General features: G+C 72.0%; 12 protein-coding genes. 6 read left to right on the forward strand and 6 right to left on the reverse strand.

The features are described from left to right. Nucleotides 1–58: 58 nt before the first annotated feature. Together KUM49_RS14475 and KUM49_RS14480 are read right to left on the reverse strand one after the other, a co-directional pair. Complete coding sequence (locus KUM49_RS14475) at nt 59–2,143, reverse strand: YhgE/Pip family protein (RefSeq protein ID WP_217237226.1); 2,085 nt, start codon at nt 2,141–2,143, stop codon at nt 59–61. Beyond that, nucleotides 2,115–2,882, reverse strand: a complete 768-nt coding sequence (locus KUM49_RS14480) for an ATP-binding cassette domain-containing protein (RefSeq protein ID WP_217237227.1) — start codon at nt 2,880–2,882, stop codon at nt 2,115–2,117. Before KUM49_RS14480 ends, KUM49_RS14475 begins: the two co-directional genes overlap by 29 nt. Nucleotides 2,883–3,048: 166 nt before the next feature. Here KUM49_RS14480 and KUM49_RS14485 point away from each other — a divergent pair, with 166 nt between their 5' ends. From KUM49_RS14485 to KUM49_RS14495, 3 genes are all read left to right on the forward strand, one after another. Then, complete coding sequence (locus KUM49_RS14485) at nt 3,049–3,615, forward strand: SAV_6107 family HEPN domain-containing protein (RefSeq protein ID WP_217237228.1); 567 nt, start codon at nt 3,049–3,051, stop codon at nt 3,613–3,615. 194 nt (nt 3,616–3,809) lie between these two features. Beyond that, nucleotides 3,810–4,580 (forward strand): methyltransferase, encoded by a 771-nt coding sequence (locus KUM49_RS14490; protein WP_217237229.1) that lies wholly within the window; start codon nt 3,810–3,812, stop codon nt 4,578–4,580. Nucleotides 4,581–4,855: 275 nt separating this feature from the next. Then, entirely contained in the window at nt 4,856–5,248 is a 393-nt protein-coding gene (locus tag KUM49_RS14495) for a DUF3040 domain-containing protein (protein WP_217237230.1), read from the forward strand. Between the two features lie 274 nt (nt 5,249–5,522). On the opposite strand, the gene KUM49_RS14500 is transcribed toward KUM49_RS14495, so the two are convergent. The 4 genes from KUM49_RS14500 to KUM49_RS14515 form a co-directional block, all read right to left on the reverse strand. Next, nucleotides 5,523–7,916 carry a DUF3488 and transglutaminase-like domain-containing protein gene (locus KUM49_RS14500; protein ID WP_217237231.1) on the reverse strand — a complete coding sequence of 798 codons (2,394 nt, stop codon included), beginning with the start codon at nt 7,914–7,916 and terminating at the stop codon, nt 5,523–5,525. Continuing rightward, the gene (locus tag KUM49_RS14505) at nt 7,913–9,277 is read right to left on the reverse strand and encodes a DUF58 domain-containing protein (RefSeq protein ID WP_217237232.1); all 1,365 of its coding nucleotides are present in this window, start codon (nt 9,275–9,277) and stop codon (nt 7,913–7,915) included. The genes KUM49_RS14500 and KUM49_RS14505 overlap by 4 nt, the downstream gene beginning before the upstream one ends. Then, nucleotides 9,277–10,317 carry a MoxR family ATPase gene (locus KUM49_RS14510; RefSeq protein WP_217237233.1) on the reverse strand — a complete coding sequence of 347 codons (1,041 nt, stop codon included), beginning with the start codon at nt 10,315–10,317 and terminating at the stop codon, nt 9,277–9,279. The genes KUM49_RS14505 and KUM49_RS14510 overlap by 1 nt, the downstream gene beginning before the upstream one ends. Nucleotides 10,318–10,565: 248 nt before the next feature. After that, nucleotides 10,566–11,114 carry a carbonic anhydrase gene (locus KUM49_RS14515; protein WP_254401214.1) on the reverse strand — a complete coding sequence of 183 codons (549 nt, stop codon included), beginning with the start codon at nt 11,112–11,114 and terminating at the stop codon, nt 10,566–10,568. A gap of 420 nt (nt 11,115–11,534) precedes the next feature. On the opposite strand from KUM49_RS14515, the gene rsmH reads away from it, so the two are divergent. From rsmH to KUM49_RS14530, 3 genes are read left to right on the forward strand one after another with little or no spacing between them, the layout of a single operon-like run. Then, the gene (gene rsmH, locus KUM49_RS14520) at nt 11,535–12,494 is read left to right on the forward strand and encodes a 16S rRNA (cytosine(1402)-N(4))-methyltransferase RsmH (protein WP_217237235.1); all 960 of its coding nucleotides are present in this window, start codon (nt 11,535–11,537) and stop codon (nt 12,492–12,494) included. Nucleotides 12,495–12,546: 52 nt separating this feature from the next. Continuing rightward, nucleotides 12,547–13,089 carry a septum formation initiator family protein gene (locus KUM49_RS14525; RefSeq protein ID WP_217237236.1) on the forward strand — a complete coding sequence of 181 codons (543 nt, stop codon included), beginning with the start codon at nt 12,547–12,549 and terminating at the stop codon, nt 13,087–13,089. Between the two features lie 5 nt (nt 13,090–13,094). Next, the gene (locus KUM49_RS14530) at nt 13,095–15,053 is read left to right on the forward strand and encodes a peptidoglycan D,D-transpeptidase FtsI family protein (RefSeq protein ID WP_374200152.1); all 1,959 of its coding nucleotides are present in this window, start codon (nt 13,095–13,097) and stop codon (nt 15,051–15,053) included. Nucleotides 15,054–15,224 lie beyond the last annotated feature (171 nt).

The following is a 15,224-nucleotide window of genomic DNA, read 5'->3' on the forward strand; positions in this document are numbered from 1 at the left end:
ACAGGAGCCGTCCCCCCGGGAAGCACTGGAGGAGTGGCCGGGGGAGTCACCGCCGGGCTCACAGGGTCAGCTCCGGGTGCAGCCGGTCGAGCGTCCACACCTGGCGGCGGCGGGCCGACACGGCGGTCAGCGCGAGGGCCCCCGCGGTGAAGGCCGCCAGCACGGCACACGCCTGCCACACCGGGCCGAGGCCGCCGCCGGTGATGAGCCTCCTGAGGGCGTCGACGACGTAACTCATCGGCAGGAAGGGATGCAGCGCGTTGAAGAACCCGGGACTGGTCTGCACGGGGTACGTGCCGCCCGCGGAGGTCAACTGGAGCATCAGCAGGGCCAGGACGAGGATCCTGCCCGCCGCCCCGAAGCGTGCGTTCAGCCACTGCACGATCGCCGCGAAGCACGCCGTCACGAGGAACAGGAAGACCACCGTCCCGGCCGCCCGCGTCATCTCCAGGCCGACCGCCCAGTGCAGCACCGACATCAGGGCGATCGTCTGCAGCAGGCCGATCGCCACCACGGGCAGCCAGCCCGCCAGCGCGATCCGCCAGGCCGAGGCGCCTGCGGCGAGCGCACGCCGGTTCATCGGTGCGATCAGCATGTAGGCCACCATCGCGCCCACCCACAGGGACAGCGGGATGAAGTACGGGGCGAACCCGGTGCCGTAGTTGGGCGCCTTGTGCATGTCCTCGGAGACGAGCTGGACCGGATCCGCCATCACCTCGGTGCGCTCGTCGCGGTCCTTCTTGTCGTAGTCGGGGATCTGCTCGGCACCGTCGTGCAGCCCGTCGGAGAGCCGGCCCGAGCCGTCGACAAGCTTGTACATGCCGCCGTTGAGGTCCTCGGCGCCCGTCTTGAGGTCGCCGACGCCCTCGTCCAGGTCGGTGGCACCCGTCTCGGCCGTGCCGAGGCCGGTGTGCAGCTGCTTGGCGCCCGCGGCCACCTTCCCGGCGCCGGAGTTCAGCTCGTTGACCTTCGACACGGCGTCGTCGAGGTCCTCGGACAGGTGCGGGGCGCGGACGGAGAGCGCCTGGGCCTGCTTCTGGAGGGTGCCGAGGTGGTGGTCGAGCGTCTTCAGGTCGCCGTTCTGGTCGGCGATCAGTGTGTTGACGTCGTCGGCGATCTCCGCCACGTCGGCGGCGGCCTGCCTGGCCTTCTCCAGGTCGGCGCAGGCGGCGTCCGGCAGTACGGGGTCCTCGCAGCGCGCCCGGTGGACGGCGTCCAGCGTGTCGGAGGCCGCGTGGGCCCCCTTGGCGGCCGACGGGGCCGTTTTCACCAGCGTGCCGAGGTTGTGGCGGATCGCCGCCGCCGAGTCGGCGACGAGCCCGGCCGTGTCGCCGATGGTCTTCTCGTTGTCCTCGAGGAAGGGCCCCACCGTGTCCGCGACCCCGTTGACCCTGTCGGCGAGAGCCTGCGTGCCCTCGGCGACCTGCTTCGAACCCTTCGCCAGGTCGTCCGCGCCGCTGCCGAGCTTCGTCAGCCCGTCGGACAGCTTCCCGCTGCCCTTCTTGGCGTCCTTCAGACCGGCGGCGAGGTCCTCGGACCCCTTCTCCGCCTTACCAATGCCCCCTTCGAGGTCGTCGGCGCCCTTGGCGGCCTTCACCGTCTCACCGTGGATGTCCGAGAACGAGACGAAGATCCGGTCCAGGAAGGACCGTGACGCCTTGGTGGACGCGGCCGTGCGCACCTCGCTGAACACCGTGCGCGAGATCTGCCCGACGATGTAGTTGTTCGCGTCGTTCGTACGGACCTGGAGCGCGCCCGTCTCGGGGGAGTCGCCCGCACTGGAGGCGATCCGCCTGCTGAAGTCGGCCGGCATGGTCAGCGACAGGTAGTACCTGCCGTCCTCCACGCCCGCGCGTGCCTCGGCGGAGCTCACCTCGTGCCAGTCGAAGACCTCGCTCTCGCGCAGACCCTTGGTGATGTCGTCGCCCGCCGCGAGCTTCTTCCCGTCGGCGGTCGTCCCCCGGTCTTCGTTCACGAGCGCCACGGGAATGCGGTCGAGGCGGCCGTACGGGTCCCAGAACGACCACAGGTACAGGGCGCCGTACAGCAGCGGCAGCACCAGCAGCGCGACCATGGCGGCGCGCGGCAGCTTCCCCCTCCCGAAGCGGCGCAGTTCAAGCGCGGCCAGTTTCGGCGAGCGCATCGGCCTTCTCCTCCCCTTCGATCTGCTCCTGGACCTGCCCTTGGGTCTTTTGCGACTGCCGGGTGCAGACCTTCACCGTGTCGTCGGGTGCTTGACCGCACACCGCCACGACCGTCGTTCCGGCCTCGGTGAGAGACCTCAGGAGCGCCCAGGCCTCGGCCCGTTCGGCCTCGGACAGCTTCAGGTCGGCGTCGTCGACCCCCAGCAGGCCGGGACGCCCGATCAGGGCCAGGGCGACGGACAGCCGCAACGCTTCCAGACGTTCCAGATCGCGTACGGCGGTCCGCGAGCCCTTGGGCAGGGCGTCCCGGTCGAGACCGGCGGCCGCCAGCGCGGTGTCGATCCGCAGCCTTGCCTCGGTCGCGCGCTCGGACCGCGGCCGCAGCAGGGCACGCGGCGAACCCCCGAACCGCCGCTGCAGCAGCGCCCGTTCCCGCAGGTGCTCCCCCACGGTCAGGGCCTGGTCGAGGTCGGTGACACCCGCGACGTTGGCGACAGCACTGACGCGGCGCACGGCCGTCAACTGTTTCGGCAGCCGGGCGCCGCCCACGGTCGCCGACCCCGCGGTCGCCTTCATCCGCCCCGTGAGCGCGAGCAGCAGGCACGTACGCCCGGACCCGGACGGCCCCTCGACGGCGATCAGCGAACCGGGCTCCGCGTCGACGCCGACCCCGCGGAACGCCCAGCCGCGTGGGCCCTCGAGCCCGAACCCCTCGGCTGTGACACCGACTGCTTCCACAGCTCCCCCTGTTTTTGCACTGACTGGTCAGTGCAAAAAGTAGCCCGAACTCTCGATCGAGGCAAAAGCCCAGGTCAGAACGGATTGTCAGTGGCATACCTCACGATGGGCACATACGGCACTCCGTATCAGGGCGTGCCGTCACACAGACGACAGGAGGTTCGTCATGGCCACCTACCACGCAGCCGCCGCCCACCGGCGCCGCGCCCCCGGCCCTGCCCCCTCACTGAACGGCCCGGCGAGCGACGTCCACCCCGTCCTCCGCCGGACGACCGCCCCACCGGCCGCCCTCGACCTGCTCGCCCAGGCCCGCGCCGGTCTCGACGAGGCCGCCACGCTGGAGACGTCGAACGAGCGCTATGCGACGGCCCATCTCGCCGCGCTGCGCACGGCAGCCGCCGTGCTCGCCGCCCGCGGACGCCCGGAGCCCACACCCCGACGCAGGGCCCGCATCCGCAGCGCGTGGGAAGTCCTCCCCGAGATAGCGCCCGAACTCGCCGAGTGGAGCGCGCTCTTCGCCGCCGGGGCCCGGCGCCGTGCCCGGGCGGAGGCGGGCATCCAGGGCGCGGCCAGCCGCCGGGACGCCGACGACCTGATACGCGACGTGGCGATGTTCCTCCGCCTGGTCGAACGCATGCTGGTGCTCCAGCCGGTCCTGCCCCAGCCACGCCAGGACGCGGACCACCCGGAGGACCACGACACCGGTGACCGCGACTTCCCGGACGCGAGCTGACGGGCCCGCCGACAGCGCCCGGGTTCGCCGTGCCGGGCGACCCAGGGGCCCCACACCGCGGTGACCGGCGAGAGCGCCTTAGGCAATAGGGTGGGGGGCGCCTGAAGCCTTCCCTCTTCCGCAGCCGGGGCGGGGAGGCGCCCCGTTCGCGCCGCCCGTGCCAGAGGCGGTGCCGCGCCGAGGAGTCAACTGCCGTGTCGGACCCGATGCGCCCCCGCGCCTCTCTCCGTACCGCCGTGGTCTGGGAGGTCCTCCAGGACGCCCTGGACCGCCGGGTCAAGGCCACGGGTCGCCAGGCGCTGGACGTCCTCGACACCGGAGGAGGCAGCGGCAACTTCGCGGTGCCCGTCGCCCGCCTCGGCCACCGGGTCACTGTCGTCGATCCCAGCCCGAACGCGCTGTTCGCCCTGGAGCGTCGCGCCGCCGAGGCCGATGTCGCCGACCGGGTGCAGGGCGTCCAGGGCGATGCCCACGGCCTCTTCGACGTGGTCGAGCGCGGCGGTTACGACGTGGTGCTGTGCCACGGCGTCCTGGAGTACGTGGACGACCCCGCCGAGGGCGTCCGCAACGTGGTGGCCGCACTGCGGGCCGAGGGCGTCCTGAGCCTGCTCGCCGCCGGGCTGGGCGGCGCCGTGCTCGCGCGGGCCCTCGCGGGCCACTTCAAGGAGGCCAAGCAGGCCCTCGACGACCCGGACGGCCGCTGGGGCGCCGGCGACCCCGTGCCTCACCGCTTTACCGCCGACCAGCTCACCCGGCTGGTCGAAGGCGCCGGTCTCACGGTCGGTGCCGTGCACGGCGTGCGGGTCTTCGCCGACCTCGTCCCCGGCGTGCTGGTCGACACCGAGCCCGGCGCGGTGGAGGCGCTGCTGAAGCTGGAGGCGGCGGCGGCAGAGCTGCCCGCCTTCCACTCCGTGGCCACCCAGCTTCACGTGCTCGGCGAGACGCCGGGGGCCGTCGACGGCTGAGCCGCGCGCGTGCCGTGCTGCTGATCAGGAACTTGCGTGCGCATGGAGTACGCCACAGGCCCCCCGATCCGGCGCGGTGCGCCGTATGATCGAGGGAGACCGCCCGGCATGACGGGTCGGCTCCTGGGGAATGGAAGCCTCAGTAGGCCGGGACGCTCATGGCGGATTCCGGTTGCCAATTGGCGTAGAGGGGCGGGTTTCACGGGGGCGATTCCCTGCCTATCCTGAAGGGACCCCCCGGGTCGCCCCGGCGACTGCACGATGAGGAGGACTCCGTGCCGCTCTCGGAGCACGAGCAGCGAATGCTCGAGCAAATGGAGCGAGCGCTGTACGCCGAAGATCCCAAGTTCGCGTCGGCGCTCGAGGGAAGCGGGCTGCGTACGTACACCCGGCGGCGGGTCTACCAGGCGGTCGCGGGCTTCCTCGTAGGTATCGCGCTCCTCATGGCAGGTATGGTCGCCAAGCAGGTGTGGCTCAGCGTGGTGGGCTTCCTCGTGATGCTGGGCTGTGCGGTGCTCGCGGTGACCGGCTGGCGCAAGGCCCCCAAGCCGGGCGAACAGCCTGCCGGTGGCCAGCAGCCCCGCAGTCAGGGCCGGCAGCGGCGCTCCATGATGGACCGGATCGAGCAGCGCTGGCAGCGGCGCCGCGACGAGCAACAGGGCCAATAGCCCGCCGACAGTGCTCGCCTTCGCGTGAGGGGGTGACCACCCGAGTGGTGGTCACCCCCTCACGCACGCCCTCGTCCGGACACGGACGACTGAACAGCCGGCTGCCGACAGGAGTGACCACCGGCTGACGGCACACAGCCGTAGAGCGCAGAAGCACGGCGGGCACAGCCGCAGAGCCCCGCGGGCGCAGAGCACACAGCACGGCGGGCACAGAGCACTGCGGGCCCCGGGTCGTTAGGCGACCCGCGGCCCGCAGTGCTCTGTCGAACCGGCCTCAGCCCTGCTGACCCGACGGCCTGCGCAGGCTCGGCCGGGCCGCCGCCGCGCGGGCCGTGACGCCCGTCCACCACTCCGACAGCGCCCACACCACTCGTGCGGTGGAACGCGGGGCGATCACCGCGCGCAGCTTCGTGCCCCGGCCGACCGTGCTCCGCAGCCCGCCGAGCACTTGGCGGACGTCGTCCGCGAGCCCCGCCGTCGGGCGCGGTCGCGGCGCGTAGAGGACCTGCTCCACGGCGTCCGCCACCCGGTGCACCGCGGCCGCCGCCGACGGGTCCAGATGCCCGAGCCTGACCATCCTGGCGGCCGCCTTGCGCGGGGTCTGCGACTCGTCCGGCGGGATCCCGTGGTCCCACGCCGTGTCGGTCAGCTCCTGCCAGACCGCCAGGGTGCGCGCCGCCGCGCCCGCCTCCGAGCGGCCGTGTGCGCCCAGCCGTACGGCCCGGGTGCGCAGGCGCCACAGCATCGGCGCCGCGGGAATCGCCAGGACGGCGAGGCCGCCCAGGGCCCACAGCAGCGCGACCCACCACTTCGGGCCGCCTCCGCCACCGCCCGGCACGGCCGCCGGGGCCTCGCTCTCGCACGCCTCCAGCTTCTTCTGCTCCGCCGTGCAGCTCTCGCTGGCAGAGGGTGACGCGGAGGGCGCCGTGGACGCCTCCTGGGACGGCAGAGTCACGTCCGGGAGCGAGCTGCCGGACGCGTCCGGCACGGTGTACGAGGGCACCGAACCACGGTTCGGGGTCGGCTCGAAGCGGGTCCAGCCCACGCCCTCGAAGTACAGCTCGGGCCAGGCGTGGGCGTCCTTCAGCCCCACCGACACCGAACCGTCCGCCTGCGGCGACCCCGGCGCGAAGCCCACCGCGACCCTGGCCGGTATGTCCAGGGACCGGGCCATCGCGGCCATCGCGAAGGAGAAGTGGACGCAGAAGCCCTGCTTGTCCCTGAGGAAGCGGGCGATCGCCTGCGAGCCGCTGCCGACCTGCACCGAGGTGTCGTACTCGAAGCCGCCGGTCAGGGCGAAGTAGTCCTGGAGGGCGACCGCCTGCTCGTAGGGGTTCTTGGCGCCCGAGGTGACCTCACGGGCGGTCCTGGCCACCACGTCCGGGAGGGAGTCCGGCAGCTTGGTGTACTCGCGTTCCAGTGCCGCGGACGGCGGCGGTGCCGCGGCCAGCTGCTCCGCCGTCGGCCGTACCTCCAGGCTCTTCACCTCGTACGTCGCACCGCGCGTGGTCTGGCCGTGGTCGCCGACCAGCGTCATGCCCTCGGGTTCGTAGCGCCAGTTGCCGCTGATCTTCACGCCGCTGGGCGGGTACGGCATCGGCAGCCAGTTCTGCGCGTAGGTGCCGGACGCCGAGACGGTGGTCTCGATCTCCGCGCGCTTGACGTCCGCGCCGAGACCGATGGGGGTCGGGAACGCGCCGTCCGGTACGGCCCTGATGGACCGCTTGGACGGCTTCCAGGTGGTGCCGTCGAAGTCGTCCAGGGACACGATCCGCAGGTAGAGACTCGAGACGTCCGTGTTGTCGTCGGTCTGCAGGGACAGGACCTGGCGGTCCTCGTCCACGTTCAGGTTGTCCCGCAGGGCCACCAGCGGGTTCACCGCGGAGATCGTGCCGCCGCCACCGCTGCCGGAGCCCACACCCGTCCCGGCGGCATCCAGCAGGCCGCCGTTCATCGCCGGCAGGGCGAGCGGGACCACGAGAGCCACACCCAGGGCGGCCATGCCGATGCGGCGGCCGGTGCGGACCGGGGCCACCGGCCCGGTGGACTCCCCACCCCCGGTGCGCGGTGCCCCGCCGAAGACACGGCCCCACTGCGAGAGCCGCTCCCGCCCCTCGGCCAGGAGCAGCAGCAGATAGCCGGCCGCCGCGACCAGGAACCACAGCCAGTCGGCGCCGCCGTCGGACAGACCGGCGGCGACGGAGTACAGCGCGAGCAGCGGCAGGCCGGCCGGGGCCGCGCTGCGGAAGGTCACCGCGAGGGTGTCCACCGCGAGACCGATCACCAGCACACCGCCGATGATCATCAGCCGGATGCCGTCGGACGACAGCGGGGCCGGGATCGCGAACCGCGCGATGTCGTCGGTGCCCTGCTGCAGCAGGTCGGCGAAGTACACGAAGGCGTCCGGCCCCGGGAACAGCCCGAGGAAGGCCTGCTCGCGGGCGAAGACGACGGTCAGCAGCACCAGCGTGACCAGGGCCTGCGCCGCCACGGTCAGCGGCCGGGCCAGCGGCACCCGCCGGGTCGCCGCCCCCACGCCCGTCTGGACCGCGAGCAGGAACGCGGCCTGCAGGATCCAGGTGGCCGGCTCGACCAGCGGCAGCAGGGCGCACGCCACCATCAACGTGGCCGCCCAGGCGCACAGCGCCAGTCGTGCCCGCCCGCTCATGCCGACCCCTCCCCGCCGCCGACCGCTCCGACGCCTGTGCGGTCCCGGTCCGCCTGACGCCACAGCTCGTCCACGGAAGCGCCGCGCGGCACGCTCAGCGCCGTCCAGCCCGCCTCACGCAGCATCCGCAGCCGCTCCCCGTTCCTGTCCAACGGGCCGGGCACATCGCTCGGTTCCCGCACCCATGTGTCGCTGTCCAGCAGGAAGGCGACCGCGCCGCCACTGCGTTGCCGCATCTTGGCGGCCACAGTGGCCTGTTCCTCGTCGAGGTCGCCGAAGAAGGCCACCAGCAACCCCTCGTTCCCGCCGCGCAGCACGTCGTACGCCCTGGACAGGCCCGTGCCGTCCGAGTGGTCGATCACCGCGAGGGTGTCCATCATCAGCCCGGCCGCGTCCGCCGACTCCTGGCTCGCGCCCGCGAACCCGTCGGCACTCTCACCGGGCACGGAGTTGCCGGTGTCCGTCAGCAGCCGTACCGAAAAGCCCCGCTCAAGCATGTGGACCAGGGCGGAGGCGGCGCCCGCCACCGCCCACTCGAAGGCCGATTCGGGGCCGGCGCCCTGGAAGGCGAGGCCCCGGGTGTCGAGGAGCACCGTGCAGCGGGAGCGCTGGGGCTGTTCCTCGCGGCGCACCATCAGCTCGCCGTAGCGCGCGGTGGAGCGCCAGTGCACGCGGCGCAGGTCGTCGCCGTAGCGGTACCCGCGCGGGATGATGTCGTCCTCGCCGGCCAGGGCGAGCGAGCGCTGCCGCCCGTCGCCGTACCCCTTCGCCTCGCCGGTCAGCCGCACCGGCGGCAGCGGCTCCACGCGGGGGATCACCGTCAGGGTGTCGTACGTCGAGAAGGACCGGGTCAGTTCGCACATGCCGAACGGGTCGGTCAGGCGCAGCTGCAACGGGCCCAGGGGATAGCGGCCGCGCAGGTCGGAGCGGACGCGGTAGGACACCTCGCGGCGGCCGCCCGGCTCCACCCGGTCGAGCACGAAACGGGGGCGGGGGCCGAGGACGTACGGGACCCGGTCCTGGAGCATCAGCAGGCCGGTGGGCAGCCGGGAGACGTTGTCCATCCGCAGATGGACGCGGGCCTCGCTGCCGGCGGGCACGCGCGCGGGGGAGAGCCGACGGCTGCCGGCGACCCGGTAGCGGGTGCGGTAGAGCACGGTGGCGCAGATCAGGGGCAGCACGGCCAGCAGCAGTCCGACGCGCAGCAGGTCGCTCTGCCCGAGGACGTACGCGCAGATGGCCGCGGCGATTCCGGCCGCGAAGAAGGAGCGGCCCCGGGTGGTCAGACCGGCCAGGGCCGTGCGCACACCGCCCTTGTCGCCCCGGTCGGCCTCCGCGAGACCGGTCCCGCCGGTACTCATCACAGCCTCCGCGGCGGCTGCTGGCCGTACGCCGGTGTGGAGCGGCCCGGACCGAGGCCGACACCCGGCTGGGGAGCCGCCGCGGGTACCGGGGTGTGCTGCAGGATCTCCTGCACGACCTGCTCGGCCGATCGCCGGTTCAGCTGGGCCTGGGCGGTCGGCAGCAGCCGGTGGGCCAGGACCGCGACCGCGAGTGCCTGCACGTCGTCCGGCAGCGCGTACTCACGGCCGCTGAGGGCGGCGGACGCCTTCGCCGCGCGCAGCAGGTGCAGCGTCGCACGCGGGGAGGCGCCCAGTCTGAGGTCGGGGTGGGTGCGGGTGGCGGCGACCAGGTCCACCGCGTACCGCCGGACCGTGTCGGCGACGTGGACGCCGCGGACGGCGTCGATCAGCTTCACCATGTCGTGCGCGTGCGCCACCGGCTGCAGGTCGTCCAGGGGGCTCGCCCCGCCGTGGATGTCGAGCATCTGCAGCTCGGCCTCCGCGCTCGGGTAGCCGATGGAGACGCGCGCCATGAAGCGGTCGCGCTGGGCCTCGGGCAGCGGGTAGGTGCCCTCCATCTCGACCGGGTTCTGGGTCGCCACCACCATGAAGGGGCTGGGCAGCTCGTAGGTCTGCCCGTCGATGGTGACCTGCCGCTCCTCCATGGACTCCAGGAGCGCGGACTGGGTCTTCGGCGAGGCGCGGTTGATCTCGTCGCCGATCACGATCTGAGCGAAGATCGCGCCCGGCTTGAACTCGAAGTCCCGGCGCTGCTGGTCCCAGATGGACACACCCGTGATGTCCGAGGGCAGCAGGTCGGGCGTGAACTGGATGCGCCGCACCGAACAGTCGATGGAGCGCGCCAACGCCTTGGCGAGCATGGTCTTGCCCACGCCGGGGACGTCTTCGATCAGAAGATGTCCCTCGGCGAGCAGTACGGTCAGCGAAAGCCGTACGACCTCGGGCTTGCCCTCGATCACACCCTCCACGGAACTGCGGACACGCTCCACAGTGGCGGTCAGATCAGTGAGGCTCGCTCGATCGTCATAGGTCGTCACCCGGCCCTCCTCGGCCCGTTCTTTCCGGGCCGACGCGCTCGATGCGTGACCGGCCCACCCCGAAACACGGACACCACGCGTGAATCGTTCCGCGTGACGCCACAACCGCATTCTTGCTGCCGTTACCGTTTCGTGTCACTCGCCTGTGGACAACTGCCCGCACTATGTCGGGGCTTACGATGATTTGGGCACCCCAGGGCCGGAAATCAACAGCGAAACGACAGCTTCGGCGGGTGGTTACGCGGCGTCTAGGCGGGGTCGATCTCGCGCAGCAGGCCGGTCTTCACGTCGAAGACGAAGCCGCGGATGTCGTCGGTGTGCAGCAGGAACGGCGAGGTGCGCACCCGCTGCATGGACTGCCGTACGTCCTGGTCGACGTCCCGGAATGCCTCCACCGCCCAGGCGGGACGCTGGCCGACCTCCATCTCCAGGTCGGTGCGGAAGTCCTCGGTGATCGCCTCCAGGCCGCAGCCGGTGTGGTGGATGAGGACGACGCTGCGTGTACCGAGCTTGCGCTGGCTGATGGTGAGCGAGCGGATCACGTCGTCGGTGACGACGCCGCCGGCGTTGCGGATGGTGTGACAGTCGCCGAGCTCGAGGCCGAGTGCGTCGTGCAGGTCGAGGCGGGCGTCCATGCAGGCCACCACGGCGACGCGCAGCACGGGACGGGCGTCCATGCCGGGGTCGGCGAAGGCGGCGGCGTAGCGCCCGTTCGCCTCGACAAGGCGGTCGGTGACGGTGCCGCCGGTGACTATGGCGGCTTCGGGACCTGCGGGAACCGATGCGGAAGTCGACATACCCATGACGGTACTGGTCACCTGCGATCCGAGCCCGCTGTGAGAGAGGACAAAGAACGTCAATGAGCCTTGTTGTGAGCTAACCCACACAGGTGGTGTGAGGGCCGCGCGCGGGTGGTTCTGCCGTATTCGTCGCTTCGTCCGCACCCGGCTCGCGACGCGCAGGCCGGTTGATTGACCGCGCGACACCGTGGACTAAAGTGACGCGGGCGGGAGGCCAGCCCTCCCTGCGGACTGTTCTTCCCCGGAGACCCCGGTGATTTTCCGGAGATCTCCCCACGTGCGCGGCGCGTACGTACGGCTCGGCCTCCTCCCGCTCCCGGCCGGCTGACGCTTTCGGCGCCGGCAGGCCTCCCCTTCACGAGCGGGCGGGGACCCGGCGGTGCGTACGGTGCCGCGCGCCGGACCTGAGAGGGCCACTTGAGCCAGAGTCGACACGTCCCGGTGATGCTCCAGCGGTGCCTGGACCTGTTGGCCCCCGCCCTTCAGGAGCGGCCCGGAGCGGTGGTCGTGGACTGCACCCTCGGTCTCGGCGGCCACAGCGAGGCGCTGCTCGCGCGGTTCCCCGAGGCCCGGCTCGTCGCCCTCGACCGCGACAAGGAGGCCCTGCGCCTGTCCGGCGAGCGGCTCGCCCCGTACGGGGAGCGCGCCACCCTCGTGCACGCCGTGTACGACGAGCTGCCCGAGGTCCTGGACCGGCTCGGCATCGCGCGCGTGCAGGGCGTCCTCTTCGACCTCGGTGTCTCCTCCATGCAGCTCGACGAGGCCGACCGCGGCTTCGCCTACGCCCAGGACGCCCCGCTCGACATGCGCATGGACCAGACGACCGGCATGAGCGCCGCCGAGGTCCTCAACACCTACCCGCCCGGCGAGCTCGTCCGGATCCTCAGGGCCTACGGCGAGGAGAAGCAGGCCAAGCGGATCGTGTCCGCGATCGTGCGCGAGCGGGAGAAGGAGCCGTTCAGCAACAGCGCCCGGCTCGTGGAGCTGATCCGGGACAGCCTGCCGCAGGCCGCCAAGCGCACCGGCGGCAACCCGGCCAAGCGCACCTTCCAGGCCCTGCGCATCGAGGTCAACGGCGAGCTCTCCGTCCTGGAGCAGGCGATCCCGGCCGCCGTGAAGAGCCTCGACGTCGGCGGACGCATCGCCGTCCTGTCGTACCACTCCCTGGAGGACCGGCTGGTCAAGCAGGTGTTCGCGGCCGGTGCCGCCACCACCGCGCCGCCCGGGCTGCCGGTGGTGCCCGAGCGCTACCAGCCCCGGCTCAAGCTGCTCACGCGCGGTGCCGAACTTCCCACCGAGGAAGAGGTCGCCGAGAACCGGCGAGCGGCACCGGCGCGACTGCGCGGCGCCGAGCGCATCAGGGAGTCCATCGAGTGAGGGGCGTACGGGGCGTGAGCTTGTCGGGGAACCAGAATCCGGGGGAGGGCGCGTGGGCAGGAAGCCCCAGCTGAAGGGCCGAGCCGCCCGTCTCGCGCGGCTCATCCCCGGAACGGCGGGCTCCGGACAGGCGGCCCGTACCCCCTTCGTCCTCCTCGTCGTCCTGCTCCTCGGCGGCGGTCTCATCGGGCTGCTGGTGCTGAACTCGGCGCTCAGCGAAGGATCCTTCAAGCTCGACGACCTCCAGAAGGAGACCAAGAGCCTCACCGACCAGGAACAGGCGCTCCAGCGGGACATCGACGCCTACTCGGCGCCCGAAGCCCTGCAGCGCCGGGCCCGCGAGCTGGGCATGGTGCCCGGCGGCGATCCGGCCTTCCTGGACCCCGACGGCACCGTCAAGGGCGTACCCAGCCCCGCTCCGGGGGTCGAGCCGGCCGGCGCTTTCACCCCGCTCGTCCTCGCCCCCGAGGCGATCGCCGACGCCACCGTCCCGCCCCCGGCCCCCGCGCCGTCCGCCGGTGAACCGACGCCGGCGACCGCTCCCTCGGCCCCACCGCCCGCCCAGTTCCCCCCGCCCTCGACCTCCGGCAGGTGACGGAAGTGTCCGACAGGGAACCGCCGCGCCGCCGCGTGCCCGGACCCGCACGCCCCGCCCGCCCCGCCGGCCGCCGGCGTCCGGGCCCAGGCGCCCGCCCGCCGCGCCGCCCGGCGGCGTCCCGCGCCGCGGCCCCCGGTGTCATCCGGCTGGGCAGCCCCCGGCCCCGGCTGCGCATGGTCGGACTGGCGCTGACCCTCGTCCTGATCGCCTTCGTCGTACGACTGCTCCAGGTGCAGGCCGTCGACGCGAGCACGTACGCCGCCAAGGCCGAACAGAACCGGTACGTCGGCTACACCCTGGCCGCCGAGCGCGGCGGGATCACCGACCGCGACGGCGTGGCCCTGGCGACCAGCGAGGACGCGTACAACATCACCGCGGACCCCACGCTGTTCAACCGCAAGCAGCTGAAGATCGACGACGGGCCCGAGCAGGCGGCCGCGCTGCTCGCCCCGATCCTCGGCCAGGAGCAGGACGCGATCGTCAAGAAGCTCAGGCCCGCGGACGAGAACCTCCGCTACGTCGTCCTCGCCAACCGGCAGACCCCGCAGGTCTGGAAGCAGATCAAGGACCTGAAGACCGCGCTGTCCACCAAGGCCGAGACCGACCCGAGCACGGTCAACGTCCTCGGGGGCGTCCTGGCCGTACCCACCAGCAAGCGCGTGTACCCGAACGGCGACCTCGCCGCCGGGATACTGGGCTGGGTCAACGCCGAGGGCAAGGGCGGCGGCGGTGTCGAGCAACAGCTGAACGGCCTGCTGGCCGGCAAGGACGGCAAGATCCGCTACGCCCAGTCCGGGGGCCGTCAGGTGCCGACCGTGGGCTCCACCGAGACACCCGCCGTGCCCGGCAGCGACGTCGAACTCACCATCGACCGCGACATCCAGTGGGCCGCGCAGAACGCCATCACCGAGCAGGTCGAGAAGTCCAAGGCGGACCGCGGATACGTGATCGTGCAGGACACGCAGACCGGCCAGGTCCTCGCCATGGCCAACGCGCCCGGCTTCGACCCGAACGACCTGTCCAAGGCGAGCGGGCTCAACATGGGCAACGCGGCGCTCCAGGACGCGTACGAGCCCGGCTCCACCGCGAAGGTCATGTCGATGGCCGCCGTACTGGAGGAGAAGGCCGCCACGCCCGACACGCATGTCGTCGTGCCCAACCGGCTGCACCGCGGCGACCGGCTCTTCAAGGACGACATCGACCACCCGACCTGGTACCTCACGCTCAACGGCGTGCTCGCCAAGTCCAGCAACATCGGCACGATCCTGGCCACCGGGCAGCTCGGCAAGACGCAGGCGGAGGCCAACCAGGTCCTCTACTCGTACCTGCGCAAGTTCGGCCTGGGCAGCTACAGCGGGCTCGGCTTCCCGGGCGAGACGCCGGGCATCCTCGCCGGCCCCGACAAGTGGTCGACCTCGCAGCAGTACACGATTCCTTTCGGCCAGGGCGTGTCCCTCAACGCGATGCAGGCGGCGTCGGTCTACTCGACCATCGCCAACGGCGGTGTCCGCGTCGATCCCACGCTCGTCCGCGGCACGAAGGGACCCGACGGAGGCTTCACCCCGGCCGCTCAGCCCAAGAAGACAAGGGTCGTCAGCGCCGAGACGGCCAAGACTCTCGCCCGGATGCTGGAGTCCGTGGTGGACGACGCGGAGGGCACTGGTACGAAGGCGCGCATCCCCGGCTACCGGGTCGCGGGCAAGACGGGCACGGCCAACCGTGTGGATCCGGCCACCGGCAAGTACAAGGGCTACACCTCGTCCTTCGCCGGATTCGCCCCCGCGGACAAGCCTCGCGTCACCGTCTACTGCGCGATCCAGAACGCCACCGAGGGCAGCTACTTCGGCGGCCAGATCTGCGGCCCCGTCTACAAGCAGGTGATGGAGTTCGCCCTGAAGACCCTCCAGGTACCGCCCACCGGAGCCAAGGCCGCGAAGCTTCCGGTCGCCTTCACACCCTGACCAGCTCTGTTCAGCACGGAACCCCCAGGAACCAGCTCGTGACAACGATCACCCCCGATTCCGGCAACCAGGGCACCCCCGGGCCCTCGCTTCGCTCCGAAGCGGGTGCGCCCGGTACGCTCACCGCCGTGCCACACGCCGATCAGTCCCAAACCACCCAGAAGGGCGCAC

Source organism: Streptomyces sp. AC555_RSS877 (genome assembly GCF_019049245.1).
Lineage (GTDB): Bacteria > Actinomycetota > Actinomycetes > Streptomycetales > Streptomycetaceae > Streptomyces.

Coding starts and splice junctions, on each gene's coding strand:
- KUM49_RS14485 (WP_217237228.1), top strand. CDS start 3,049: ATGGCCACCTACCACGCAGCCGCCGCCCACCGGCGCCGCGCCCCCGGC.
- KUM49_RS14500 (WP_217237231.1), bottom strand. CDS start 7,916: ATGAGCGGGCGGGCACGACTGGCGCTGTGCGCCTGGGCGGCCACGTTG.
- KUM49_RS14475 (WP_217237226.1), bottom strand. CDS start 2,143: ATGCGCTCGCCGAAACTGGCCGCGCTTGAACTGCGCCGCTTCGGGAGG.
- KUM49_RS14505 (WP_217237232.1), bottom strand. CDS start 9,277: ATGAGTACCGGCGGGACCGGTCTCGCGGAGGCCGACCGGGGCGACAAG.
- KUM49_RS14515 (WP_254401214.1), bottom strand. CDS start 11,114: ATGTCGACTTCCGCATCGGTTCCCGCAGGTCCCGAAGCCGCCATAGTC.